16 protein-coding genes are annotated in these 24,858 nt (G+C 49.7%); 8 read left to right on the top strand and 8 right to left on the bottom strand.

Features of this window, described 5'->3' with window-relative positions:
- Window positions 1-73: 73 nt before the first annotated feature.
- The 6 genes from ICL55_RS29195 (at window position 74) to ICL55_RS29170 (ending at window position 12,679) form a co-directional block, all read left to right on the top strand.
- Entirely contained in the window at window positions 74-2,005 is a 1,932-nt protein-coding gene (locus tag ICL55_RS29195) for a glycoside hydrolase family 97 protein (protein WP_188104349.1), read from the top strand.
- Window positions 2,006-2,257: 252 nt separating this feature from the next.
- Window positions 2,258-5,056 carry a TIM-barrel domain-containing protein gene (locus ICL55_RS29190; RefSeq protein ID WP_246496698.1) on the top strand — a complete coding sequence of 933 codons (2,799 nt, stop codon included), beginning with the start codon at window positions 2,258-2,260 and terminating at the stop codon, window positions 5,054-5,056.
- 42 nt (window positions 5,057-5,098) lie between these two features.
- Window positions 5,099-8,224: a SusC/RagA family TonB-linked outer membrane protein gene (locus ICL55_RS29185; RefSeq protein ID WP_188104345.1), complete on the top strand. Its 3,126-nt coding sequence runs from the start codon at window positions 5,099-5,101 to the stop codon at window positions 8,222-8,224.
- Window positions 8,225-8,242: 18 nt separating this feature from the next.
- The gene (locus ICL55_RS29180) at window positions 8,243-9,835 is read left to right on the top strand and encodes a RagB/SusD family nutrient uptake outer membrane protein (RefSeq protein ID WP_188104343.1); all 1,593 of its coding nucleotides are present in this window, start codon (window positions 8,243-8,245) and stop codon (window positions 9,833-9,835) included.
- A 22-nt stretch (window positions 9,836-9,857) separates the two neighbouring features.
- Window positions 9,858-10,721 carry a hypothetical protein gene (locus ICL55_RS29175; protein ID WP_188104341.1) on the top strand — a complete coding sequence of 288 codons (864 nt, stop codon included), beginning with the start codon at window positions 9,858-9,860 and terminating at the stop codon, window positions 10,719-10,721.
- Window positions 10,722-10,771: 50 nt separating this feature from the next.
- Window positions 10,772-12,679 (top strand): sialate O-acetylesterase, encoded by a 1,908-nt coding sequence (locus ICL55_RS29170; protein ID WP_188104339.1) that lies wholly within the window; start codon window positions 10,772-10,774, stop codon window positions 12,677-12,679.
- Window positions 12,680-12,683: 4 nt separating this feature from the next.
- Here ICL55_RS29170 and ICL55_RS29165 read toward each other — a convergent pair whose 3' ends face one another.
- Complete coding sequence (locus ICL55_RS29165; protein WP_246496696.1) at window positions 12,684-16,772, bottom strand: hybrid sensor histidine kinase/response regulator transcription factor; 4,089 nt, start codon at window positions 16,770-16,772, stop codon at window positions 12,684-12,686.
- 490 nt (window positions 16,773-17,262) lie between these two features.
- On the opposite strand from ICL55_RS29165, the gene ICL55_RS29160 reads away from it, so the two are divergent.
- On the top strand, window positions 17,263-17,724 hold the full coding sequence (locus tag ICL55_RS29160) for a cupin domain-containing protein (RefSeq protein WP_188104337.1): 462 nt from the start codon (window positions 17,263-17,265) through the stop codon (window positions 17,722-17,724).
- 24 nt (window positions 17,725-17,748) lie between these two features.
- Here the strand turns inward: ICL55_RS29160 and ICL55_RS29155 are convergent, their stop codons facing one another.
- The 4 genes from ICL55_RS29155 to ICL55_RS29140 all read right to left on the bottom strand — a co-directional run bounded on the left by ICL55_RS29155 (window position 17,749) and on the right by ICL55_RS29140 (window position 21,257).
- On the bottom strand, window positions 17,749-18,594 hold the full coding sequence (locus ICL55_RS29155; protein WP_188104335.1) for an alpha/beta fold hydrolase: 846 nt from the start codon (window positions 18,592-18,594) through the stop codon (window positions 17,749-17,751).
- Window positions 18,595-18,901: 307 nt separating this feature from the next.
- Entirely contained in the window at window positions 18,902-19,426 is a 525-nt protein-coding gene (locus ICL55_RS29150) for a LytR/AlgR family response regulator transcription factor (RefSeq protein ID WP_188104333.1), read from the bottom strand.
- A gap of 240 nt (window positions 19,427-19,666) precedes the next feature.
- Window positions 19,667-20,521: an oxidoreductase gene (locus tag ICL55_RS29145; protein WP_246496694.1), complete on the bottom strand. Its 855-nt coding sequence runs from the start codon at window positions 20,519-20,521 to the stop codon at window positions 19,667-19,669.
- Window positions 20,522-20,669: 148 nt separating this feature from the next.
- On the bottom strand, window positions 20,670-21,257 hold the full coding sequence (locus ICL55_RS29140; RefSeq protein ID WP_188104328.1) for a TetR/AcrR family transcriptional regulator: 588 nt from the start codon (window positions 21,255-21,257) through the stop codon (window positions 20,670-20,672).
- Between the two features lie 327 nt (window positions 21,258-21,584).
- Between ICL55_RS29140 and ICL55_RS29135 the strand changes: the two genes are divergently transcribed.
- Window positions 21,585-22,307: a hypothetical protein gene (locus tag ICL55_RS29135; RefSeq protein ID WP_188104326.1), complete on the top strand. Its 723-nt coding sequence runs from the start codon at window positions 21,585-21,587 to the stop codon at window positions 22,305-22,307.
- Between the two features lie 63 nt (window positions 22,308-22,370).
- On the opposite strand, the gene ICL55_RS29130 is transcribed toward ICL55_RS29135, so the two are convergent.
- From ICL55_RS29130 to ICL55_RS29120, 3 genes are all read right to left on the bottom strand, one after another.
- A complete protein-coding gene (locus ICL55_RS29130) occupies window positions 22,371-23,207 on the bottom strand; it encodes an SDR family NAD(P)-dependent oxidoreductase (protein WP_188104324.1) in 837 nt (278 codons plus the stop codon).
- Between the two features lie 4 nt (window positions 23,208-23,211).
- Window positions 23,212-24,306 (bottom strand): NAD(P)H-dependent flavin oxidoreductase, encoded by a 1,095-nt coding sequence (locus ICL55_RS29125; RefSeq protein ID WP_188104323.1) that lies wholly within the window; start codon window positions 24,304-24,306, stop codon window positions 23,212-23,214.
- 132 nt (window positions 24,307-24,438) lie between these two features.
- Entirely contained in the window at window positions 24,439-24,828 is a 390-nt protein-coding gene (locus tag ICL55_RS29120) for a nuclear transport factor 2 family protein (RefSeq protein ID WP_188104321.1), read from the bottom strand.
- Window positions 24,829-24,858: the final 30 nt, after the last annotated feature.

Genomic DNA, 24,858 nt, shown 5'->3' with positions numbered 1-24,858 from the left:
CACGGCAAGTTAAAACAGACACACCTCCGCTTTTCCATATACGGTCGTTTAAAAATCAGATAATATCATTGACATGAAAAAATGGATACTATTGCTGCTGGGCCTGGTCGCCAGCAGAGGAATGTTATGTGCGCAACAATTAACTGTACCATCTCCCAACGGGAAAATAACGGTGGCGCTTTATTCCAAACAAACAACAGATGATGGTGAATGGTGCCTCCATGCCACTTACAATACTAACGGAAAATCATCGGTGGTCATTCCTCAGATTGAGCTGGGCTTAATCCGCAGCGATCAGGAATTTTCAAAGCATTTAAAATTTCTGAAGGCAGGAAAGCCACTGCTGATCAATGAAAGCTACACTGTCCCGCACGGAAAGAAGTCGGTTTGCACTAACCAGGCCAACGAAGTGGTGGCCACTTTTGAAAATCCGGCTAAGGAAAAACTCCAGGTGATCATCCGGGTGTACAATGATGGTATTGCTTTTCGTTATGAATTCCCGGAAAAGAAAGGAACGTTTACGGTGAAAGACGAATTGACGGCCTATTCCATTCCGTCGGGCGCCATGCGCTGGATGGAAAAATGGAACACGGCCAATGAAGGCTTTTATACCGCCATGAAAGATGATAAGGTGCTGAAACAGGAATGGTGCTACCCCGCGCTTTTTCAGTCGGAGGATAAATCCTGTTGGTTCCTGCTGCATGAAGCGGACGTGGACCGCCAATACTGCGGCACCAAGCTCAGTAACACCGAAGACCCGTCCAGGTACAAAATCACCTTCCCCGACCCCCGCGACGGCAAGGGACTTGGCGCTGCCACACCAGTGATCACCCTGCCCTGGAAATCGCCCTGGCGGGTGATTGTCATGGGCAGCCTGTCGGACATCGTGGCGTCTACGCTCGTAGACGATGTGTCGTCCCCTTCAGTCATTAAAAATACCGGCTGGATAAAACCCGGCGTGGCGTCGTGGAATTATTGGTCCAACAACCACGGCACCCGGGATTATAAAATTGTCTGCAACTTCACCGATCTGGCAGCGACCATGAACTGGCCTTATACATTGTTCGATTGGGAATGGGACGCCATGGATAATGGCGGCCATCTGGAAGACGCTGTCAAATATGCGTTGTCCAAAGGAGTGAAGCCACTGATGTGGTACAATTCGGGAGGGCCGCATACGGATGTGTCCTCAACGCCACGCGACCGGATGCTGACGCATGAAAGCAGGATGGCTGAATTTGCCAAATTAAAACAGCTGGGCGTGGCAGGCGTTAAAATCGACTTTTTTGAAAGTGAGAAACAGGACATGATCAAATATTACCTGGATATCCTGGAAGATGCCGCCCGTGCTGAAATGATGGTGTATTTTCACGGATGCATTGTGCCGCGGGGCTGGGCAAGGACTTATCCTAACCTCATGACTCATGAGGCGGTGCGCGGCGCAGAATGGTACAACTATGGCATCGATTTTACCATGGCGGCGCCTGAACATAACGCGGTCCTTCCTTTTACAAGAAACGTGGTGGGCGCTATGGACTATACGCCGGTGACGTTCACCAACTCACAGTTCCCGCATATCACGTCATACGGCCACGAACTGGCCCTAAGCGTATTGTTCGAATCCGGTATTCAGCATATGGCCGACAGACCGGAGGGCTATCAGGACTTGCCCGACGTGGCCCGGTCTTTTCTGAAAACAGTGCCCGCTGCCTGGGATGATACCAAACTGCTGGACGGATACCCCGGACAGGAGGTGATCATGGCCCGGCGAAAAGCAGATACCTGGTATATCGGAGGGATCAGCGCCGGCCAATGGGCGAAAAAGAAAACAATCAGGTTCAACTTCCTGAAAGAAAATACAAAGTACAGATTGACATTAATAACAGACGGCGTGCACGACAAAACTTTTACTACCCAATACAGTGTGATCGACAACAACAGCACCGTGGAAGTAAAGCTGCTCCGCTCCGGAGGTTTTGCCGCCACGATCGTGCCCATGCCATAATCATCTGCTATCTATCATTTAACGGAAACAAAGGCTGACCTTTAAGGTCAGCCTTTGTTGTGCCAACATCGCCTGACGCTGAAAACCAGCGGATTGCAACATATGATACCCCAAATTGTAACATCCGTTACCCCTCACATTCCCCTACATTAACCAACTTTACGGCATTAATCCACGTAAGACTTTCACCACGTTATGAAAAGGACGATAACTGTCGCTTGGCTTTTGCTTATGCTTGTTTACCACGTTTCAATGGCAGGCACGCCGTTTTATTTACAAACAAAAGATGGGGTCACCGTTTATACAGACCCCTCTTTTACCGGTACTTCCAACACTGTCAGATTGTATGTGATCACCGATGATATTATCAGGGTAGTGGCCGCGCCGGGAAAAGAGCTAAGACCTGTTCAAAGCCTGATGAGGATTGATGCAGGCAAACCGGCGCCCGAATGGAAACTGACTGCTTCCCAGGATGCTGTTACGCTGAAAACGAAAAAGCTAACGGTGACGGTGGGCTTAAAAACAGGCACTGTTTCTTTTCTGGATGCCAAAGGCGAAAAAATCCTGGCAGAGAAATCAACAGGCGGACGGACTTTCAGGCCCACTACTTTTGATGGACAGCCGTATTATCAGCTGACCCAACAATTTGAAGGGGCGGAGGGCGAAGGCTGGTACGGCCTGGGCCAACACCAGGACGGCATATATAATTACAAAGGACAGCAGGTTAATTTTTTCCAGAACAATACAGAGGTGGCCATCCCCTTTCTGGTCTCCCATAAAAACTATGGTATACTCTGGGATAACTATTCGCTAACAACAGCCGGAGATATACGGCCGCTGTATCCGTTGTCCGCTTTACAGCTTTTCTCCAAAAATGATGAAGAAGGATGGCTGACCGCCACTTATGCCAATGATGCCCGTCATCCACAACAGGTTATTACCACCCGGGCAGAATCAGCGATTAATATGGAGTTTTTGGGAGACTCAAAAGTTGTGCTTCCGCAGGCGTTCACTCCGGCCACTGGCATGGCATCATGGGAAGGAAGTCTGGCCAGTCATGTTTCCGGGCTGCATCAACTGCGGTTTACCTTCGGTGGCACGCTGAAAGTATGGCTCAACGGAAAACTGGTACTGGACCACTGGCGCAAGGCATGGAATCCGGCACCGGCGTTGGTGCCGGTCAACTTCGAAAAAGGGGTGAAGGTAGCTGTCAGAATAGAATGGACACCCGAAAGCCCCGAGTCCTATTTGTCGTTGAAATGGCAGGCGCCTCTGTCTAAAGAAGAGCGGCGTTGTTTTGGCTTTTCTTCTGAAGCAGGTCATCAGGTAGATTATTATTTCGTGCATGGCGGCAATATCGACGAGGTGATAGCCGGCTATCGGGAACTAACCGGCAAAGCGCCGATTGTTCCTAAATGGGCCATGGGTTTCTGGCAAAGCCGCGAGCGGTATAAAACACAGGAGGAGGTCCTGTCTACGGTAGATCAGTTCCGTAAAAAGAACATACCGCTCGACAATATCGTGCTGGACTGGAGCTATTGGAAAGAAACTGCCTGGGGAAGCCAGGAGTTTGACGCCGCCAGGTTCCCGTCGCCCGACAGCATGATCGATGTATTACACAAAAAGTACCACACGCAGATCATGATATCGGTATGGCCTAAGTTTTATAAAGACATCCCCGCCTATCATGAATTTGATAAAAAAGGATGGCTGTATAAAAGAAATATTGCGGATGAACAACGGGACTGGATCGGTAAGGGATATGTCTCTACATTTTACGACGCTTTTAATGAAGATGCCCGTAAAGGCTTCTGGGACCTGATCAATCAAAAGCTGTATACCAAAGGGATCGATGCCTGGTGGATGGACGCAAGCGAACCGGATGTCCTGTCCAACGTAAGCCCTGAAAAAAGAAAGCTGCAGATGACGCCTACCGCGTTAGGTCCTGCGGCGGAATACGTGAATGCCTATCCGCTGCAAAACGCCAAAGGTATCTATGAAGGACAGCGACATACCGACCCCGACAAAAGGGTGTTTCTCCTGACGCGCTCAGGCTTCGGCGGCTCACAGCGTTACGCAGCAGCTATCTGGAGCGGCGATATCGGCGCCACCTGGCGGGATATGCAAACGCAGATAACGGCGGGCATCAACTTCTCCCTGTCGGGTCTTCCTTACTGGACCATGGACATCGGCGGATTTGTGGTGCCGGCGAAATTTGAAAAACCGGATGCGGAAAATCTGGAGGAATGGCGGGAGCTGTGTACCCGCTGGACTCAGTTCGGCGCATTTGTGCCGCTGTTCCGCTCACACGGACAGTTCCCTTACCGCGAAATCTTTAACACCGCCCCGGAAGATCATCCGGCTTACGAAAGCTTTTTGTATTACGACAAACTCCGGTACCGCCTGTTGCCTTACAGTTACTCACTGGCCGGCGCAGCCTACCATGAAAATTATACGATCATGCGCGGACTGGTCATGGACTTCGCGAAGGACACCACCGTACTGAACATAGGAGACCAGTTTATGTTCGGCCCTTCCTTGTTGGTTAACCCCGTTTATCAATACAAACAACGCAGCAGGGAGGTATATCTGCCTGCCGGGCAAGGCTGGTACGACGTATATACCGGCGCCTGGAATGCAGGCGGTAAAAGGATCTCCGCCGATGCACCTTATGGCCGCATGCCGCTGTATGCGAGGGAAGGCGCCATCATTCCCGTAGGCCCCGCGCTGCAATACACCGCTGAAAAACCGGCCGATACCATCACATTGTATGTTTACGCCGGTAAGAATGGCAATTTCCGGTTGTATGAAGATGACGGCAGCTCCTACAATTACGAGAAAGGACAGTTTACCATTATTCCACTTGACTACGATGAAAATACAAAGACATTAACGATCGGCGACCGTAAAGGCGCCTACAACGGTATGCTGCAGCAACGCATATTCCGGATTGTCCGGGTGAGCGCTGCCACGCCCAAACCGCTGGACCCGGACGGTAAAGCCGATCAGGAAATACGTTATGAAGGGAAAAAAATGACCATCAAAATATAAGCGCAGGTTTTATCAACTACCAAAATCCAAATGCCCGACGTTATGAAAAAATCTAAAAAAGATACCCGACAGCTGCTGCTGTATGCATGGCTGACTGTCATATTATTCATAAGCCATTCCGTGATGGCACAAACGCACCAGGTGACGGGACGGATCACCTCCCGGGGTACCGCCGCATCGGTGGCAGGTGCGTCGGTGACCATAAAAGGGACTACCAAAGGCGCTGTTACCGATAATGGCGGATTCTTTAAAATAGAAGCTGCTCCCGGCGCCGTGCTGGTGGTCACCTCTGTCGGTTATGTGCCGCAGGAAGTAACGGTGGCCGGCAACGAAGTAAACGTGCAACTGCTGGCGTCGGTCACGCAGATTGAAGACCTCGTCGTGATCGGTTATGGTGTGCAAAAGAAGAAACTCGTTACCGGCGCCAACTTACAGGTAAAAGGAGATGATCTTCAGAAACAAAGTACGACCAACGCTCTACAGGCCTTACAGGGACAGGCGCCCGGCGTACAGCTTACCAGCAATTCCGGACAGCCCGGCGCCGCTATGAACGTAGTGATCAGGGGGAAAGGCACCGTGGGCAACTTCGCCCCGTTGTACATTGTTGATGGTGTACAAACCAGCGATATTACCTACCTCAATCCCGCAGATATTGCCTCTATCGATGTGCTGAAAGATGCCGCGTCTGCTGCCATCTATGGTTCACAGGCGGCCAACGGTGTGATCCTCGTCACCACCCGCACAGGAAAAGCCAACCAGAAAACGCAGGTCACCCTGGATGTTTTTTATGGCCTCCAGAACGTAGCCCGTAAAGCAAAGCTGCTCAATGCAAAGGAATATGCGGCCATCATGAATGAAGCGGCCGTCAACTCCGGTAAAGCACCGTATTTCACCAACGATGTGATCGACAACCTGCCGGTAAATACCAACTGGATGGACGAGATGTTTAAAAAGAACGTGCCTACCCAGAACTATGTGCTCGGCATACAGGGCGGCAGCGCCAGCTCCGTATATTCGATGTCGTTAGGTTATACCAGCCAGGGCGGTATCGTAGGCGGCGCTGCTATTTCCAACCTGGAACGTTACACTTTCCGCATCAATTCCGAACATAAGTTATACAAAGACATCGTCAAAGCCGGGGAACACCTGACATTCAATTATCAGAACACCTATGGCATCGGGGTAGGGAACCTGTACAACAACTCGCTGCGCGGAGCCTATACCGCCAGCCCGTTCCTGCCCATGTATGACAGCGATGGCAATTTCTTCTCCTCCGATAAAATTGGATGGTACCCCGGAAAACCCGATCGCGCCTGGAACAACGGAGAGTCCAATCCCTATGCGGTGATGTATTATTCCAACCAGAGCCGCAACAGCAGCCAGGGCCTCTTTGGTGATGTGTACCTGCAGGCAGAACCCATTAAAGGGCTGAAATTCCGCACCAGCCTGGGATTGAATTATTACGCCAATCAAAGCCATGGCTTCACGCCGGTATACCACCTTTCTATCTACTCCTTCAATGACACCTCCAGGGTAACACAGTCCATGGGCAGCGGCCAGACCATACAGTTCGACAACTCCCTGAGCTATGATTTCAGCCTTGGCAATGATCATAGCTTCAGCGTGATGGCGGGAACTTCGGCACTGAAAGCCACCGGCGTCAGTATGACCGGCAACAACCGTGACCTGCGCATTGCCGATTTATGGCATGCCTATCTTTCCGTGGCACAAAATGTTACCAAAGGCGCACCGTATATGAGCCTGAGCGGTGGCCCGTTCACCAACGCGCTGGCTTCTTACTTCGGAAGGTTGCAATACAACTACCGCGAGAAATATCTCTTAAACCTTACTTTCCGTGCTGATGGCTCTTCCCGCTTCGCACCGGAAAACCGCTGGGGTTATTTCCCTTCCGTATCAGCAGGATGGGTGATGTCCAAAGAAGGATTTATGGAGAACATCCACTGGCTGGATTTCTTCAAACTGCGCGCCAGCTGGGGCCAGGTGGGCAACCAGAACGTGGCGGCCTATCAGTACCTGTCGCCCATCACTTTCAGTAATGCCGCTTATAACTTCGGACCGGTGGAAGGTGTCAACACACAGGGCGCTTATCCCAACCGGCTCGCCAATCCCAACGTAAAATGGGAGACATCTGAACAGACCAATATCGGCTTTGACGCTTCGCTGATGAAAAATCTGAGCGTGACATTTGAATACTATGTCAAAAAAACGAAGGACTGGCTGATCAGCGCGCCGATACTGGCCACTGCCGGCGCTGATGCACCGCTGATCAATGGCGGCGATGTAAGCAATACCGGTGTGGAGCTCGGACTTTCCTATCAGAACAGCATCGGCAAATCTTTCAACTATACCATCGGCGTCAATGGCGCTTACAATAAAAATAAAATAGGCAACATCCCCACAAACGATCATATCATCCACGGTAGCACCAATACCTTGTATGAAAATGCGCTCGAATTCTACAGAGCGGCAAATGGTTTGCCGATCGGGTATTTCTGGGGACTGAAAACGGCCGGTATCTTCCAGACGGAAGCTGAAGTGAACGACTACAAAGGCAAGGCCGGCAAGCCTATCCAGCCCGATGCCAAACCCGGCGATGTGCGTTTTGAGGACCTCAACGGCGACGGCGTGATCGATGCCAACGATAAAACCATGATCGGCGACCCGAACCCTCACTTCACCTTCGGTTTCAACATAGCGCTGGATTATAAAGGATTTGACTTACAGGTACAGGCATCCGGTGTGGCCGGCAATAAAATAGTGCAGTCATGGCGGGGCCAGTCGAGCGCGCTGGGCAACTATTCCACCGCTATCCTCGATCGCTGGCACGGCCCCGGTTCTTCCAATAAAATGCCCAGGGTAACAGAAGATAACCGCAACTGGACACAGTTCTCCGATCTGTACATCCATGATGGCAGCTTCCTGCGCATCAATACCATCACGCTGGGATATGATTTCTCCAGACTGGTGTCCCGTAATTACCTGGGCAAACTGCGTGTATACGCTTCCGTACTCAACGCCTTCACCTTTACGAAATATAATGGCATGGACCCTGAGATTGGCTACAATGAAGGTTTCTCCACGGGCGTGGACCTCGGTTATTATCCAAGACCCAGAACAGTCATGATAGGTGCTAATCTCCGCTTCTAACCAAAATCAAACACGAAGATGAAAAAGTTACGCATATATACGCTGCTCCTGGCGCTCTTATCAACGGCGGCGTGCAGCAAAAGTTTTCTCGATACCGAGGATGTGACCACCGCAACAGAACAGAACTTCTATAAAACGCCCAACGACGCTTTTAAAGCGCTGGTAGGCGTATACGATGGGCTGCAAACGGTGTGGAACGGCGGCGTTTCACTGCCCATAGCATCGGAAATACTGTCTGACAACGCTTTCGGCGGTACCGGTGCCGCAGATGGATTCGGTTATCAGATGATCGACGAGTTTGATAAACTTCGTTCCCCTTCTGATCAAAGCATCTTTGGCGATAACTGGAGCGCCTATTACAAAGCCATCTACCGCGCCAATATGCTGCTGACGCATCTGGACCAGGTGGATTGGAAAGGCAGCGAAAACCAGCGTGCTGTATATGAGTCCGAAGCGAGATTTATACGCGCTTACCTGTATTTTGATATGGTAAGGTTATGGGGAAATATACCGCTGCTGTCAAAACCTACTACCGACAATGTTCCGCAGGCCAGCCCGGACAGCGTGTACAAGCTCATTACAGACGACCTGGTATTTGCGGCCAACAATCTCCCTGCGGTGAATTATGCCAGCCAGCCTGTCGCCACCCACGGCAGGGTCACCAAATGGGCAGCGGCATCGCTGATTGGACGCGTGTATCTCTATTATACCGGCTATTATGGCAAGACAGACCTCGTAGGCACCGTGTCCAGACAACAGGCATTGGCTTACCTCGAAAATGTGATCACCAACGGCGGCTTTGGGCTGATAGAGAAATTTGGCAACCTGTGGCCGGCAGCATCGCTCGATGATTATGTGGGAGAAGATAACAAGGAGACAATATTTGCTATTAAATACACTTTTACCAGTGATTACAACGGGAATGCAGATGGCAACTATTGGATGGTGATGAATGGCCTCCGTGGCCAGAGTGTTTTTCCGTATGGTATGGGATGGGGCGGTAGTCCGGTGAATGCAAGGCTTTGGAACGCCTATGCGGCCAACGATACCAGAAGAAAGGCCACTATGATATCCATTGCGGATGAAGGGCTGGCTTTTACGAACAGTAAAGACCAAAGGGAATACACCGGCTATTATATGAAAAAGTACACCCCATTGGTAGATGCTGCCGGCAACAGCCTGGCGGTGAAAATGGGCGGCACCAATTTTATGATAGGGCAGTATCAGGACTATGTGTCCATCCGTTATGCAGACGTATTGCTGATGGCAGCAGAACTGGGCTCTCCCAATGCGCAGTTGTATTTCGACGACGTGCGCAAACGCGCTTTCGGGGATAGCTTTGTGCAGTTGCCCGTCAATCAGGCTAATATCATCAATGAAAGACGGCTGGAATTTGCGGGAGAAGGTATTCGTTACTGGGACCTGCTACGTCAGGGCATCGCAGCCGCCGCAGCCGCCATTGCTGAAACAACCACGGTGAAAAACGGCGATGTGAGCACCACGAAGACCATTCAGGCCGCAAAGATCACTGAAACAAAAGGACTGTCACAAATTCCCTATTCCCAGGTGACCCTGTCAAATGGCGTGTTAAAACAAAATGCAGGCTGGTGATCATCTCCCAAAACATACAACTATGCACAAGCTGTCATATCTAAGGCCAGCAGTATTGCTGTTGCTCATCGTTATATCCACTATACTCTCCTGTAAGAAGAAAGAATACAGTCTGCCGCCACTGTCTGATAAGTCGGCCATTAACATGGAAGTAAAACAGGACCTGACGGTAGATCCAGGAGGCAACACCCTTTACTTCATCAATCATACCAGCGAAATCATACCTGTGTGGGACTACGGCACGGGCAGGTCCAGCCGGCAAACAGATACCATTCACTTTGCCTTCAGAGGCGACTATGTGATCAGGCGTTCTGCAGTGACCGGCGGTGGTATCGTGCAGCTGGATTCCATTACCGTTCATGTCACCGCCGATAATCTGAATTATGTCAACGACCCGTTGTGGAATGCGCTGACCGGTGGCGTAGGCCAGGAAAAAACGTGGGTGCTGGATATAAATACCACCGCGTTCGACGGCCCGCTTTTCTTTTATGGTACCGATAATGGCTGGGGGGGTGATTGTATGAAGACCGGCGGCGACTGCTGGTCGTGGGCGCCCAAATATGCCGACAACGCCTGGCTGATGCCGGCAGGCGATTATGGTACCATGACGTTTAGCCTGAAGGGCGGCCCGTTTGTGAAAGTAGTACATACGCAGGTGCCCTCCAGAGGAACAGAAAACGGGACTTATTATCTGGATGTCAATACAAAAAGGCTCACGATGACAGACGCCACGCCCATCCATGATGCCGGCCGCGACGCCTGCGTGTCAGCCTGGGGCAATATCCGGTTGATTTCATTAACAGAAAAGACCATGCAGCTGGGCGTCCTGAGAACATCGTGTGACGGACCTGCGCTGATGGTATATAACTATGTTGCCAAACAATAGCGATTTACTCGTACCAGCTTAGATGTATGATGAAAAAATTATTTTTTTGGATGATACTGGGTTGCCTTCTGGGCTCCGGTGTCATCGCGCAGATAAGGATGCCCAAAGTATTTGGCGATAGTATGGTGTTACAGCGTGAGCAGCCCATCCCGGTGTGGGGATGGGCTGTACCCGGAACAACAATAACGGGCACGCTGGGAACAGCACAGGTGAAAACGCTGACCAGTAAAGACGGGAAATGGATGCTCCGTTTTCCTGCCCGCAAAGCCGGCGGACCTTATACGTTAAAAATATCCGGTGGGGGAGCTGAGGTGGCATGTAAAAATGTATTGATCGGTGATGTCTGGCTGGCATCGGGGCAATCCAACATGGAGTGGCAGGTAAAAGACGCAAAGGACGCAAAGAAAGAAATAGCTGTGTCCAATTGGCCTCAGATACGTTTTTTGGTGGTGGAACACAATAAAAGCCTGATGCCGCAGCAGGACATTGCGGACGGGAAGTGGAAAGCCTGTGATACCGCCCATACGGGACGGTTCTCGGCGGTGGCATACTACTTCGCGCGCAGGATTCATCAGGAACAGGGCGTTCCGGTAGGAATTATCCAGAGCACGTGGGGTGGTACGCCGGTAGAAGCGTGGACAGGAAAGGAAGGGCTGCTGGCATTACCGGTGGCGAAACAGCGGATACTGGCCAATGACACCCTGACGACAGCCGATTTTGTACAGGACAGCATTGACGGGTTACGGTTCTGGGATATGGTATATCATCCGCAAAACAATGCTGATCATGACGTACCGGCAGCGGCATTTGATGATGCTTCCTGGTCGCAGGTCAATATGCCCGCGCTGGTAGCGGATTTCGGAGGGCCCTATGAAGGAGTGGTGTGGATGCGAAAAAAAATCGTCCTGCCTGCGTCCTTTAAGAACGAAGCCCTGACAGTGGAGTTGGGACATCCTGAAATGAACTATTCCCTCTATGTCAACGGACATGAAATCTGTAAGACGGTATGGAACGCCAGCTTGTCCCATCGTTATAGCATTCCCGCAGCTTTGCTGAAGGCAGGGGAGAACGTTATCGCGCTCCGGATAGCCATGCTATGGGGCGGAGGTGGACTGAATCCGCCGGCAGACAGCATTTACCTGACAGATGGCATTACCCGGATTTCGCTGGCCGGGCCATGGCGGTATAAAAAAGACCTGGAATCTCCGTTGCCGGCCATTCGCAATTATCATTGTTATCCCGCGATGTTGTTCAACGCCATGATTCATCCGCTTGTTCCCTATGCGATCAAAGGAGTGATCTGGTACCAGGGAGAAGCCAATGAAAATGCCGGTTTCGACTACCGGCAGCTGTTCCCGGGGCTGATCAATGATTGGCGGCAGCGCTGGCAGCAGGGGGCTTTCCCTTTTCTGTATGTGCAGCTGGCCAACTATAAAAAAATGCAACCGGCGCCTTCAGAGAGTGGATGGGCGGAGGTAAGAGAGGCCCAGGCGATGACATTGTCGCTGCCTAACACCGGTATGGCCTGCACTATCGACATTGGAGAAGCAGATAATATTCATCCGGCCAATAAACAGGAGGTGGGCCGCCGACTGGCGCTGGTAGCGGGCAAGCAGGTGTATCATCAAAAGGGCATTGTGTCCGGACCTGCTTTTGCCGGCTTTAAGATCACTGCTCATCGCGTCCGTATCCGTTTTGCAGATACCGGCACAGGCCTTTCCACCCGCGATGGCAAAGCAGTGACAGGTTTTGCCGTTGCGGGCGCTGACAAACATTTTTATTGGGCCACTGCGGTCATCGAAGGAAACGAAGTGGTCGTCTATTCAGATCAGGTACCAACGCCAACGGCTGTACGTTATGCCTGGGCAGACAACCCGGTTTGTAACCTGGTCAACTCCGCCGGCCTTCCGGCAGTGCCCTTCAGGACAGACAGCCGGGAAGGCACCACGCCACCGTAATGGCTTAATTATCTGCTTCCTTTTTACGCATCGTATATTGTGACGGGAGCACTTTAAACTCCTCTTTAAAAAGCTTCGAGAACTGTTTAGGATTGTTGAATCCTACCTTATAGGCAATCTCCGCGACTGTCATACCGCTTTTCTCCAGCAGCTGCGCAGCGCGTTTCAGCCGGATGGAGCGGATGAACTCCAGCGGGGATTTGCCGGTAAGCGCCAGAATTTTCCGGTAAAGTGTTACCCGGTTCATATGCATGGCCGTACTGAAATCCTCTACGGAAAAATCAGGATTGTCCATTTGTTTTTCAATAACGTCCAGCGCCTGCTGGAGGAAGGTTTCATCCACGGAGGTGACCGTTATCTCTGCCGGGTTCACTTCAATCTGTTTCTGGAATCGTTTCTGTAACAACTTCTGCTGGGCCAGCAGGTTTTTAATTCTCGAATCCAGTATCTCAAAAGTAAACGGTTTGGTGATATAGTCGTTTGCGCCGGCTGAAAAAGCCTGTAGCTGCCTGCCTTCATCACCTACGGCAGTGAGGAGGATAACGGGGATATGTGCTGTCTCCGTTTCTGTTCTGATATTTTTAACCAGATCGATACCGTCCGACAACGGCATCATGATATCGCTGACCACCAGATCGGGGTTGCACTGCCTCACTTTTTCCCAGCCTTCTTTGCCGTTGGTGGCTTCTTCCACATGATAACGGCCTCTCAGGTTGTCTTTCAGGTAAAAACGCAGGTCCTCGTTGTCTTCCACGACGAGGATGGTTTTCATTTTGCCATTTTTCCGTGTTTCTTCCGACAGCATTTGGGTGGCATCTTCTGCTGTGACCAGCGGCGTCGTATTACGCATGGCGGAGTCGTAAATTTTTTTTGCCGGAATGCGGACAGTGAAGCAGGTGCCGCTACCGGGCGTACTTTTCACGGTGATCACCCCCTGGTGAAGTTTTACAAACTCTTTTGTGATGGCCAGTCCTATGCCGGTGCCCTGGTTGGCCATATCTGCCGGCACATCGGTCTGGAAGAAACGTTCAAAGATTTTCTGTTGCTGGTTGTCGGGGATGCCGATGCCGGTATCTGCTATTTCTATCACCAGCGTGGCGTCATCTTCATTCGCAGAAGGCTGTTCGCAGGATAGTTGCAGCGTAACAGCCCCGTTGTCCGGCGTATATTTGAAAGCGTTGGACAGCAGGTTAAACAGGATCTTTTCAATCTTGTCTTTATCAAAATATATTTCAAGATTGTCGATAGCAGTGGAAAAGTGAAACGAGATGTTCTTTTTCTCCGCGATGTCCGTAAAAGAGTGACTGATGTCCCGGATAAACTGTACAATGTCTCCCATGGCCAGGTGCAGCCGGATGGCCTGCACTTCCATTTTTCTGAAATCAAGCAGTTGGTTGACGAGGTTCAGCAGCCTTTTGGCATTGCGGAGCACCAGGCCTAACTGCTTTTGTTGTGTTTCATCGCGGGTGTTTCTGATGATGGAGTCCAGTGGGGAGATGATCAGGCTCAGTGGCGTGCGCAGTTCGTGGCTGACGTTGGTGAAGAATTTTGTTTTGACCTGTTCTATGGCATGGGCCCTTTCCGTTTCGCGGCGCTGCTGTTCTACTTCATACCGCATGCGGATCCTGTCCAGCGTAATGCGCCGTGCCAGCAGAAGCAGGCCGGCCGTGATCAGCAGGTATATCGCAAAGGCAAAGGGTGTTCGCCAGAAGGGCGGCTCCACGTGGACCGCCAATGTTATCGGCTCGCTCCACGAACCATCGTTGTTGAGTGCTTTGACCTTAAAGGTATAATTCCCGGGGTCAAGGTTGGTGTAGGTGGCCTTGCGTTGGTCGCCGTCTGCATAGAGCCAGTCGGTGTTAAATCCTTCCAGCGTGTAGGCGTAACGGTAGTGTGCCTTCCGCCCATAGTCCAGCGATGCGAACTCGATAGAGAAAACGTTCTCCCGGTATTTCAGGTTGATACGCTTTTGCCTGGAGAGGGACTGCTCCAATACAACGCGACCATTCACCGTTTCTCCCGGTTTAATAGTATTGTTCAGTATCTGAAGGCTGGTGAATATCAGTTTGGAGTTATCAACTGTTTGCCGTGACTGGTTGGTATTGATGATATTAAAGCCGGACGGGCCGCCGAAAACGAGCTCGCCTGCGTTGGTTTTGAGCGCGGCGTTTTCATTGAATTCGCGGTTCTGCAGGTTGTTGGCCTCATCGTAGCCGGCCACCGACAGCGACACACAGTTGTCTTTCTGGTGGAGCGTAGCGCTGCAAAGTCCGCTGGGAGTGGACAGCCACAGCCTATGCGCGTCGTCTTCCAGCACGTTGAGGATGATATTGTCCGGAAGACCATCGGCCATGGTAAACAGCTCAAAGTCGCCTGTTTGTTCGTTGAACAGGTTCAGTCCTTCATGGGTGCCTATCCATATCCTGCCTTTACTGTCTTCCAGAAAACAGATGACATTATTGCTGCTCAGGCTTTTGAGGGCGCTGGTGTGACGGTAGGTGGCGACAGGTTTTCTTTCGCGGGAGAAAACCATGATCCCGTAGGTAGTGCCTGTCCATAAATTGCCTTTGCGGTCTTCCATCAGTGCGGAGATGTAATTGGACGACTGGTTGCCCGACCGCTCCCGGTAGAAATGCTGAAAGTGGCCTGTATGGCGGTCAAACAAGTCCAGTCCGGAGGCCCAGGTACCTATCCACAGGCGTTGATCTTTGTCTTCATAGATCTCCCACACTTTATCATCGGCCAGGGATGATGTGTCCTGGTCGTTGTGCCGGTAGCGGGTGAATTTTTTACCGTCGAAGCTGTTGAGTCCTCCGAAGTAGGTGCCTATCCAGAGAATGTCCTGGTGATCGAGCCAGAGGCTGACGATGACATTGTTGCTGAGGCTGTTGGGATTGCTGGGGTCATGCTGGTACTGCCGGAAGGTATTGTTTTTCCGGTCGAAGTAGATAAGCCCGCCGCCATTGGTACCCATCCAGAGGTTGCCCTGCTTATCTTCCACAAAGCGGTTCACATCATCATAGGGGAGGCTTTGGGGATCTGCATCCTGATGGTGATAGTGTGGAAACCGGAGGATGTTGCTGTTGAAATAATTCACGCCTTGTTTGTAGGTGCCGGCCCACAGGATGCCCCTGTCATCTTTATACAGGGTATTGATGCTGTTCTGGCTCAGGCTCTGAGGGTTTTTAGGGTCATTGAGCAGGTAGCTGGTATGGAACGCCTTCTTTTTATCGATGAGCGTGATGCCGCCATGGTCGGTTGCTATCCATATCATGCCGTTGTTGTCCTGCACGATCTGGCTGACGAGGCTGGATGGCAGTCTGGACGGGGCGGAGTTTTCGTTGAAGGGCCTGATGGAATTGTCCTGCGGATGGAAAACGCTGGCACCGTAGGCAAAACTCCAGAGCCATATATCGTCGTCGCTATCAATGAAAAGATTGGTAGGATGATGGCCTTTAGCCTGCTGTTGCAGCGCGGTGCGCGTGGAAACAATTTTACCTGAGGAGATGTCGTATTCCTGTAAGATATCGTTCTGGTAGAGCAGCCATAATTTACCGGCGGCTGTTTCCCGTACGGCGATGATCTTGTCTACAGGGTTGATGGTAATTTTTTTAGCCTGTTTGTTGACATACAGCAACAGGCTGCCGTTCTCATAAAGAAACCAGTATCTTCCGTTATTTCCTTTGGTGATGCTGTACACAGCGCCGTCGGGCAGGCCAATGGATTTCAGATAAGTACCATAATTGATGTGGAAGCTTTCCGTATAGGTGTCGTAGATGCAGGGGCCGCCTTTGGTCGCCACCCAGATTTTCTCATCCGGAAGTTCATACAGTGAAAGCACATAATTGTCTGTCAGCGAGCTGCTATCGTTCTGCCGGTTGCGCAGCACCTTACAGGTATGGCCATCATAGCGGTTAAGCCCCGATACTGTACCAAACCAGAGATAACCTTCTGTGTCTTTGAGGATGGCCGTCACCTGGTTATGAGACAAACCGTTATAGATATCCAGTTTGGAAAAGCTGTAGTTGGCTACCTGTGCAAAAACCTGAAAAGGTGATGCCAGCATTGCCAGGAAAAGGAAAATGCGCATCATAACGTGTTGAACTTATTTATTGTTGCAGCATAGGAATGCCATGGGAACATCCTGCCTGAAAGAGTGCAACGAAGTGACAGCTGATTCTGACTGTGTGAATACCTGGCCAACTAAAAACCTGCTAAAAACGTCATCCCGGCCCTTATGGGGGCCCGGGAGTCGTAAGTTAAATATAATTGTAGTAGTGACAAATAAATATTTTGGGGATATTGACACATCCAATTGCCGTAAATAAATATTTTTTGGTATCAACAGGCAGGTACTTGTTGCCATACGAGTTTCTACTGACACATGCGTATTTATACTGATTCTTGTAAGAAAGTCGGTCCGAAGCTTTTGTTTTTTATTAAAATATAATTGTTTTGCTATCCGAAATATCACCGCATCGCTACAATTGCTTTCGGGAGTTGATACAGGTAACCATGCCATAATAATTATTAATACAACAATGATCACAGAAGAATTAAAAGCGCTTCTGGCCAATAACCCCATGCCAGATACTCTTGCGCCTGCAGACAGGCGCAGAGTATACCGCGGCAGTACTGCCGTTGTTAACTTCCTGCTGACTTCAAAGGAAACCAATAATGCACTTTCCATTATAGATGGTACCGCCAGGAAAGGCGGCGAGCCACCCAGGCATGTGCACGAACATGAAGATGAAACGTTTATTATCAAAGAGGGAGAGATAGATTTTTACATTGGCGATCAGGTAATACACGCTAAAGCCGGCGATACCGTATTTGCCCCCAGGAGGGTGCCACATCATTTTGTGGTAAAAAGCGACTACGTGAAAAACCTGATCGTCATGACACCCGGCGCCTTTGATCAATATTTCTGGTACCTGTCTGTTCCCTATGGTGCGGAAAAAACATCAGCGCCACAGCCACTGACGCCCGAAGAGATGAAGAAATGGAAAGATCTGGTAAAGCTTTTCGGCGTGGACTTTTTATAGCGAACTTTCCAGGGTGAATATGTTTCACTCAAACCGGTTCAGAAACGAGTTGGCCTGATCAACAAAGAGCTCCGGATACTGGAAAAGAGACCCGTGTGCGGCATCAGGATAGTAGGTCAGGACCGCATGCGGGATCTGTGAAAAGAGTTCCAGAGACGACGCACTATCCATCATTTCGTCGTTGCTCCCCTGAATGATCAGCACAGGCTGAGTTATCTTTGAAAGATCGATCGTTACCGGGTCAGTACCCCAGCGGGTAAGCGCTGTAATTTGCGCCTGAATAGCGGCCGGGGTGGTTTCACTGTCCCGGTCTTGTTGTCGTTCCATTAAACGTTGCAATGCAGCACCCAGCTTAGCCCTGCTCTTTTCGGAGCGGGTGGCGAAAATGGAAAGGAAGATTTCCATCGGTGCGAGCTGGAATGCTTTGTTGACTAGTTGTGGGAAGCCATGCAATGCCTTTGCGCCCTGCGGCGCGGTGCCAACGAGGATGATTTTACGTACAAGTGCCGGCATGGCTACGGCGATGCTTTGTGCAATAAAGCCGCCCAATGAAAAACCCAGTAAGTCACATTGTGAGATGCCCAGCGCGGTAATTATTTTGATGGCATCGACAGTCATATCCTGCACGTTATCAGGAGTGATACCACCCGAATTGCCGATGCCGGTATTATCAATGGTGATCACCTGCCTTTCCAGCGCAAGGCCGCCAATAATCATGGGGTCCCAGTTGTCAAGCGTTCCGGTAAAATGTTGCAGGCAGACAATAGGAACGCCTGTTTGTTTACCGATGGATCGATAAGCATACTGTACTCCGGCGAGGTCGATATATCGGGTTGGAGCACCTACATAGTCCAAAACTTCTTTACTCATAACACATTTTTTTAGGATCATTTGAATTATAAACCCGCTCGTCATCGTTCAACAGGGAAGCGGCGGTGATGTGATGACAAAAATATCACCGGAAGCGGCCGCAAGTCAAGCAGCAATGTGGTAAAACGGACCAAACGAATTTCAAAGCAGGCAATATCAGACCTGAAACCTCCGGGTCCATGAATGCTGATACCTGGCTTTGCTGAGCGCCGCGATAAAGGGCGCCATGGCTATATTAAAATGGGGCATGATATCATCATGCCCCATTTTGCTTTTATATTGTTTGTAGCCGCTGTCGAAAAGGGTATTATCTGTTATCAAGCCAGTGCAGGAATTCACTGACTTTTTCCTTTGAAACGATTAGTTTTTCTCTTACTGATATCACCAGGTTCACCAGGAGCTTTCTGGCAAAGTAAAGTTCTACTTCCTTTATTGCGCTAAAGTTAATAATGTACTGTCTGTTTAGTCTATAAAATTGTTTTTTAGATAACAGGTGCTGTATTTCATCCAGCGAATAATTTACAAAGTATTCCTGTTTATCAAAAGACATGATCATGGTCGAATTATACTTAATGTAGAAGAAGGCAATATTGTCCGTCGCCACGTTTGAGTATTTGTTGTTTTTGAAAACGAGGAAGCTCTCTTTGCCGCTCTGGGCGCCGAGTTTGGCCAGTAGTTCATTGAGCAATGGGAGAGAGGACTGCCGGAAGGAGTTTGTGTGCTCCGCTGCTGTGCCTTCAGCCGGGACATCGGTTTCGTCGGGAACGAATGAAGCCAGCGACGCTAATGCGTGCGTTGAATCATAACTGTGTAAGGTAGCTTGGCGTTTCATGTAACGGGTTTTTGTAAAAATTTTCAGCTATTATGGGGGAATCGGAAAACCAAACACGGTGCGATACCCGCAAATGGTTACGGACTAATAATTGGAGTGGCAGGAGCCATATCCTGCCACTGCGAAATAAAATGGTAACATCTCCTGGTAAATCATGTCTGGCACACACCCTTGGTTAAAATTTCCAAAAAACGGGGACTGAAAAATGAAACAGTATGTAGTCGATATTTCAACGACATCTCATAGTGCGGCGGTGCGCTGATGATCTGTGCTCTGCGCGAGGGATTCCCATTCTTCTACCTCTTTGGTGATCCGGGCTATTTTCTCCCGGATATTTTTTACCGCATCTCTTCCGATCGGCAGGTGCAAAGGCGCATGATCACTGGCCACCAGTTGAATGATCACGTCGGCGAGCTTCTTGGGGTCTCCGGGTTGATTACCATGAAAATGTTCCATGTGACCGCTGATCATGCCGACGGTATCCTGGTAGGCTTCCAGTACCAGGGCGGAACGCTGGTAAGAATCCGTTGATACGAAATCAGTAGTAAACAATCCCGGCGCAACTGCGGTAACTTTTATACCAAGCGGCGCCAGTTCAGTGGCAAGTCCTTCAGACAGGCCTTCCACGGCGTATTTTGTTGCACCATACACGCCAAAACCAGGCGTATTGTTGAGGTAACCAAACAGGGAGGAGATATTGATGATATGCCCGGATGCCTGTTTGCGTAATTGTGGCAGCGCAGCCCTTGTCACATGAAGCAGACCAAATACATTGGTGTCAAATTGTTTCCTGACCTCTTCCGCAGATGCTTCTTCTGTTGCCGCCAGCAGACCATACCCTGCGTTATTGACCAGCACATCAATGCGCCCAAACCGGTCGATGGCTGCCTGTATACCGGCCTGTACATCTTTTTCATGGGTGACGTCGAGCGTTACAATAAGTGCCTGGTCTCCGCCCCCGAGTTGATCCGCCAGTTGTGCAGCATTCTTTCTGACTGTTCCTACTACCTGGTCTCCATTGGCCAGTGCGGCTTTGGCTATTTCAAATCCAAAACCTTTGGAGACACCTGTTATAAACCAAACTTTGTTTTTCATCATGGTAATTTTTAATGTTTTGATAGATGTTTTTTGTTTTCCTATAGCGTTGAACTGATATTGATCAGCATTCCGCATTTATCGATTTTCAATTATTATTCTAAGAAATATGACCGATCGGTCATATTCTTGGCAAAAAAAATAGCTGCTATCGTCCCTGGTCATTTATTAATTGCTTCAAAAAGTTTGTTACAATCCTTACTTTGTTATTATTACCTGCAACGCGTGAAATTATTACGCCTCCTTCAATGGTAGCAAGCATAAGGGTTGCAAACTCTTTATAGTTCCAGTCGGACTTAAATTCTCCGGATTTAATGCCTTGCCGGATAATATCAGCAATCATCTTTTGTGTATATTCAAATGCCTGGTGTATCTGTTGATTCACCGCAGGATTGGTATCATCAGCCTCTGTACCAAAATTGACCATGGGACAACCACCGGGTACGGGAGGATTCAATACATCGGTCAACACATCTATAAATGCAAAGAGCTTTTCCCTGGCTGTTTTCACTTTGCCGGTGGCTGCGCTCACTTTTGTTTCCAGGAGTTGCAGGTTGTACTGCACGACAGCCTGGGCTAATTGCTCTTTATCTTTAAAATGCACATAGAGCGCACCTTTGGAGAGTTTTGTCACCTCCATGATATCGCTCATGGCCGTTGCCTCAATTCCCTTGATATTGAAGACCGGCGCCGCTCGTTCGATGATGAATTGCCGTGTCTCTTCTCCTTTTGACATCTTCGATAAATTATGATACAAATATAATGACCGATCGGTCATTTTTTGCACTTCAGCATTCGTTTAACAAAATTTTGACAATTCCCCTCTGCCGAGCCTGATGGCGCAGGCATTCCCAAATGCGCTTCACGATTCAAAAAGCCTGCCTCGCGGCCTATTTGGTCTGCCTAAGCAGCTTCCCGATTGTCTGGGGGAGCGCTCCAACATTACCTTCGACAAAGTATCGCACTGAAGTGATATTAGAGGTAGGCCTCATTTCCTGACAGGGAAATAACCGGTACAAATATCACTTCCTGAGTGCCCCACTATTTAAAAATTAATATAGCCATGAATGATTTACTAAAAACAACCGTCGATGCGCACGGTGGATTGGAAACCTGGAACAAATTCCGGAAAATCTCTGCAAGAATTGTCTGTGGAGGTGTTACATGGGCGATGAAGCAACAGCCTGGTATAATGGATGACCTGTATGTTACCTCCGATACCCGGCGGGAGTTTACTTCGCATTACCCTTTTATAAACAGCGACTGGCATACGTCTTTTGAGCCGGGGCGTGTAGCTATTGAGAACAGCCGGGGTGAGGTGGTGGAGGAGCTGCTGGATCCACGGTCATCTTTTACAGGCCATACAGTAGAAACTCCCTGGACGCGGTTACAGCTGGCCTACTTTGCCGGGTACGCTATGTGGACTTACTTTAACGCGCCATTCAATTTCGCAGGAGACAACTATGAGGCGAAAGAGCTGGTACCCTGGAAAGACGGACAAGAGACATTCCGACGCCTGCGGGTGACCTTCCCGAAGGAAATAGCCTCACACGGGGCGGTACAGACTTTTTACATCGATGATGCAGGACTGATCAGACGACACGACTACGACGTAGACATCTTAGGAGGATCAGGCGCCGCGCATTTTTTATCTAATTACGTCGATGTTCAGGGTATTAAAGTGGCCACCAAACGGAGCGTGTATGTTAGGCAGGAAGACAATTCCCCACTGGTGCCGGAGCCACTGCTGGTATCAGTGGACCTGCGTGAAATCACCCTGGAATAACATTGCGGTTTTCGGACCGGTCATAAAGGAGCGGTGATCCGGGAAGGTCTACATCTTGTGCAGTTAAAAATCAGCGGATAATGTCGTCTCTCTCCAGGTCACCATCTCCGCGGCCATTTGTTGTAACTTGCCTGATGCGCGGGTATAGGCATCTGCACCCAGATAGAGGTGCAGTGGAGGGTTTTCGCTTTCGGATACGCGAATCAATATTGCTGAAGCACGTTCCGGATCACCTGGTTGTTTGCCATCGACAGCCAGATACCGGGCCTGCGTTTCTTTGACGGCCAGGTATCCTTCAATTTGGCTCCGTGTGTACGCGAGCGAATCTTTGGTGAGGAACCCGGTACGAAACCCGGAAGGCTCCACTACAGTAACATGGATGCCAAATTCTTCCACGTCCAGCGCCAGTACCTCTGAGAAAGCTGCAACAGCCGCCTTGGTGGCGGAATAAACTGACCACCCCGGTGCGCCCGCGAACCCCGCCACGGAACCTATATTGATGATGTGACCTGAACGCTGTTCCCTTAATACGGGTAGTATATTTTTGGTCACATTGATAGTAGCCATCACATTCACGTCAAAAATTTTCCGTATGTCTTCTTCAGTGGTCTCTTCGACTGTTGCCGCCAGACCATACCCGGCGTTATTTACCACCACGTCGATCCGGCCGAATGATTCCAGCGTCCGGGTCACAGACTCCTCTATGCAGTCAGTGTTCCCCAGATCTACTGTAAGTGGCAGAAAGCGTTCGTGATCAGTAATGGCAACGGCATCTTTTAACAGCTGTGCATTGCGTGAGGTGGCAGCCACACGGTAGCCTCCTGCCAACAGTTTCTTAACAAGCGTTAAACCCAGTCCCTGCGATGCACCGGTAACATACCATACTTTTGAGTGAATCATGCTGCTAATTTTTTGTGGTGGATGAATAAAAGGTATTCGTTTCCTCCACCAATGCACGCATCAGTTCACCTGCCTTTCTGTGTTTTAACAGCGGCGCTATTTGTCCGCCCCAAAAAAATACCATATCCCATTTTTCCTTCTCCAGGGAAGCTTTTCTCAAAGGGGACATCAATTGCGTCTGTAAAGGAAATGGCAGAAACTGCCCTGCGGTGTCCTGTAATGCTTTGGTGATTCGATTACTGATGCCTCTGCCCAGCCTGCCGGTGAAAGCACGTGTAAGCGAGGTGTATTTTGCGTGGTCGGAAAAAAGCATTTCCCTGTGACTGGGTGGCGCTCCGGATTCATCGCAGGCCAGAAATGCGGTACCTATCTGCACAGCATCTGCTCCCAGTGTTAACGCCGCAGCGATGCCTTTGCCGGTAGCGATACCTCCTGCGGCGATTACCGGAACCTTTACTTTTTCCCGGATTAATTGTAAAAGCACAAAACTGCCCATGGTCGATGATTCGGCAGAGGCCAGGAAGGAAGGGCGGTGGCCACCCGCCTCAAAACCTGAAGCAATGATCATATCGGTTCCCGTGGCTTCCAGGGCTATGGCTTCATCCGGTGTGGTAGCAGCACCTGCTGTGATAATACCCCGCCTGCGACATTCTTCCAGGATTTCCGGCGAAAGCGTGCCGAACATGTAGCTGAAAACTTTCGGACGCAAATCCAACACTAGCTGTAATTGATTTTCAAATCTTGAATGGAAAGGAGCTGGCTTTTCCGGCAGGGGCAATCCGGCTTCATCAAAATAAGGTTTGAACAGCGCCGCTGTTTGCTGAAAATATTCATCGGTGATAGTGCCGTCCGCGTTAGGGACATCGGTGTCCGATACCCAGAGGTTTAGGTTATAACCTTTATTGGTGGCGGACTTTATTTGCCGGTCTATTTCAATAATCTCCTGCGGCGTATTCGAATAGGCTCCATATCCACCTAATCCACCCGCATTGGAGATCGTGGCAACCAGGTCAACCGATGAAAGATTTCCGCCAAAAGGGCCTTGAAAAACGGGATAATCAATCCCAAGAAGTTTTGTTACTGCTGTATCGTTCCACATAATTTAATCACTTTATTGTCTTACCTATCATCTGTCTTTCATCAAATATGACCATTTATACCTGATGTGTAGTTTGTTTCAATGCGTACCTCCGTCGTGATAATCACTTTTATCTTTTACCGGGAGGACTCACTATTTTGCATTTTCTGCGACGTCGCTGATCATTTTATTAACGATAAGCCAGTGGCCGTTTATTTTGTGAAAAGACAAGTACTCCTGATAAATGAAATCGTACATCTTCACCTTCACTTCAGCCACCGCGATAGAATTGGTAACACGTACATTCAATACTTCGCCTTTGAAAGATTTGCCGGAATCTTTAGGACTTTGCCTGCCTGCCACGCCGGTTAAATATTCGTCCAGTGTTTTCGCGTAAGGCTGGCCTTTTACATCTCCGAAAAGAAGTGTGCCGGAATGATAGATCCTCCGAAGCCTGGCGGTATCACCGGTATAGATACCTGTAAAGTAATCGTTCTCCAGCAGCTGTGATATCAGTTGTGCATCTTTCTGTGCTGTTTCCATTGTATTGTAGTTTTGACAATACAAAGTAAC

Source organism: Chitinophaga varians, from assembly GCF_014529945.1.
In the GTDB taxonomy this organism is placed as follows: domain Bacteria; phylum Bacteroidota; class Bacteroidia; order Chitinophagales; family Chitinophagaceae; genus Chitinophaga; species Chitinophaga varians.
The sequence above is the reverse complement of the archived record's forward strand: the minus strand, read 5'-3'. Positions and strand labels throughout refer to the sequence as shown.

What these genes read in the sequence shown, in the direction of transcription:
- ICL55_RS29180 (WP_188104343.1), top strand. Translation starts at nt 8,243, where the DNA reads ATGAAAAAGTTACGCATATATACGCTGCTCCTGGCGCTCTTATCAACG.
- ICL55_RS29175 (WP_188104341.1), top strand. Translation starts at nt 9,858, where the DNA reads ATGCACAAGCTGTCATATCTAAGGCCAGCAGTATTGCTGTTGCTCATC.
- ICL55_RS29120 (WP_188104321.1), bottom strand. Translation starts at nt 24,828, where the DNA reads ATGGAAACAGCACAGAAAGATGCACAACTGATATCACAGCTGCTGGAG.
- ICL55_RS29165 (WP_246496696.1), bottom strand. Translation starts at nt 16,772, where the DNA reads ATGATGCGCATTTTCCTTTTCCTGGCAATGCTGGCATCACCTTTTCAG.
- ICL55_RS29170 (WP_188104339.1), top strand. Translation starts at nt 10,772, where the DNA reads ATGATACTGGGTTGCCTTCTGGGCTCCGGTGTCATCGCGCAGATAAGG.
- ICL55_RS29195 (WP_188104349.1), top strand. Translation starts at nt 74, where the DNA reads ATGAAAAAATGGATACTATTGCTGCTGGGCCTGGTCGCCAGCAGAGGA.
- ICL55_RS29135 (WP_188104326.1), top strand. Translation starts at nt 21,585, where the DNA reads ATGAATGATTTACTAAAAACAACCGTCGATGCGCACGGTGGATTGGAA.
- ICL55_RS29145 (WP_246496694.1), bottom strand. Translation starts at nt 20,521, where the DNA reads ATGAAAAACAAAGTTTGGTTTATAACAGGTGTCTCCAAAGGTTTTGGA.
- ICL55_RS29150 (WP_188104333.1), bottom strand. Translation starts at nt 19,426, where the DNA reads ATGAAACGCCAAGCTACCTTACACAGTTATGATTCAACGCACGCATTA.
- ICL55_RS29125 (WP_188104323.1), bottom strand. Translation starts at nt 24,306, where the DNA reads ATGTGGAACGATACAGCAGTAACAAAACTTCTTGGGATTGATTATCCC.
- ICL55_RS29160 (WP_188104337.1), top strand. Translation starts at nt 17,263, where the DNA reads ATGCCAGATACTCTTGCGCCTGCAGACAGGCGCAGAGTATACCGCGGC.
- ICL55_RS29155 (WP_188104335.1), bottom strand. Translation starts at nt 18,594, where the DNA reads ATGAGTAAAGAAGTTTTGGACTATGTAGGTGCTCCAACCCGATATATC.
- ICL55_RS29185 (WP_188104345.1), top strand. Translation starts at nt 5,099, where the DNA reads ATGAAAAAATCTAAAAAAGATACCCGACAGCTGCTGCTGTATGCATGG.
- ICL55_RS29130 (WP_188104324.1), bottom strand. Translation starts at nt 23,207, where the DNA reads ATGATTCACTCAAAAGTATGGTATGTTACCGGTGCATCGCAGGGACTG.
- ICL55_RS29190 (WP_246496698.1), top strand. Translation starts at nt 2,258, where the DNA reads ATGGCAGGCACGCCGTTTTATTTACAAACAAAAGATGGGGTCACCGTT.
- ICL55_RS29140 (WP_188104328.1), bottom strand. Translation starts at nt 21,257, where the DNA reads ATGTCAAAAGGAGAAGAGACACGGCAATTCATCATCGAACGAGCGGCG.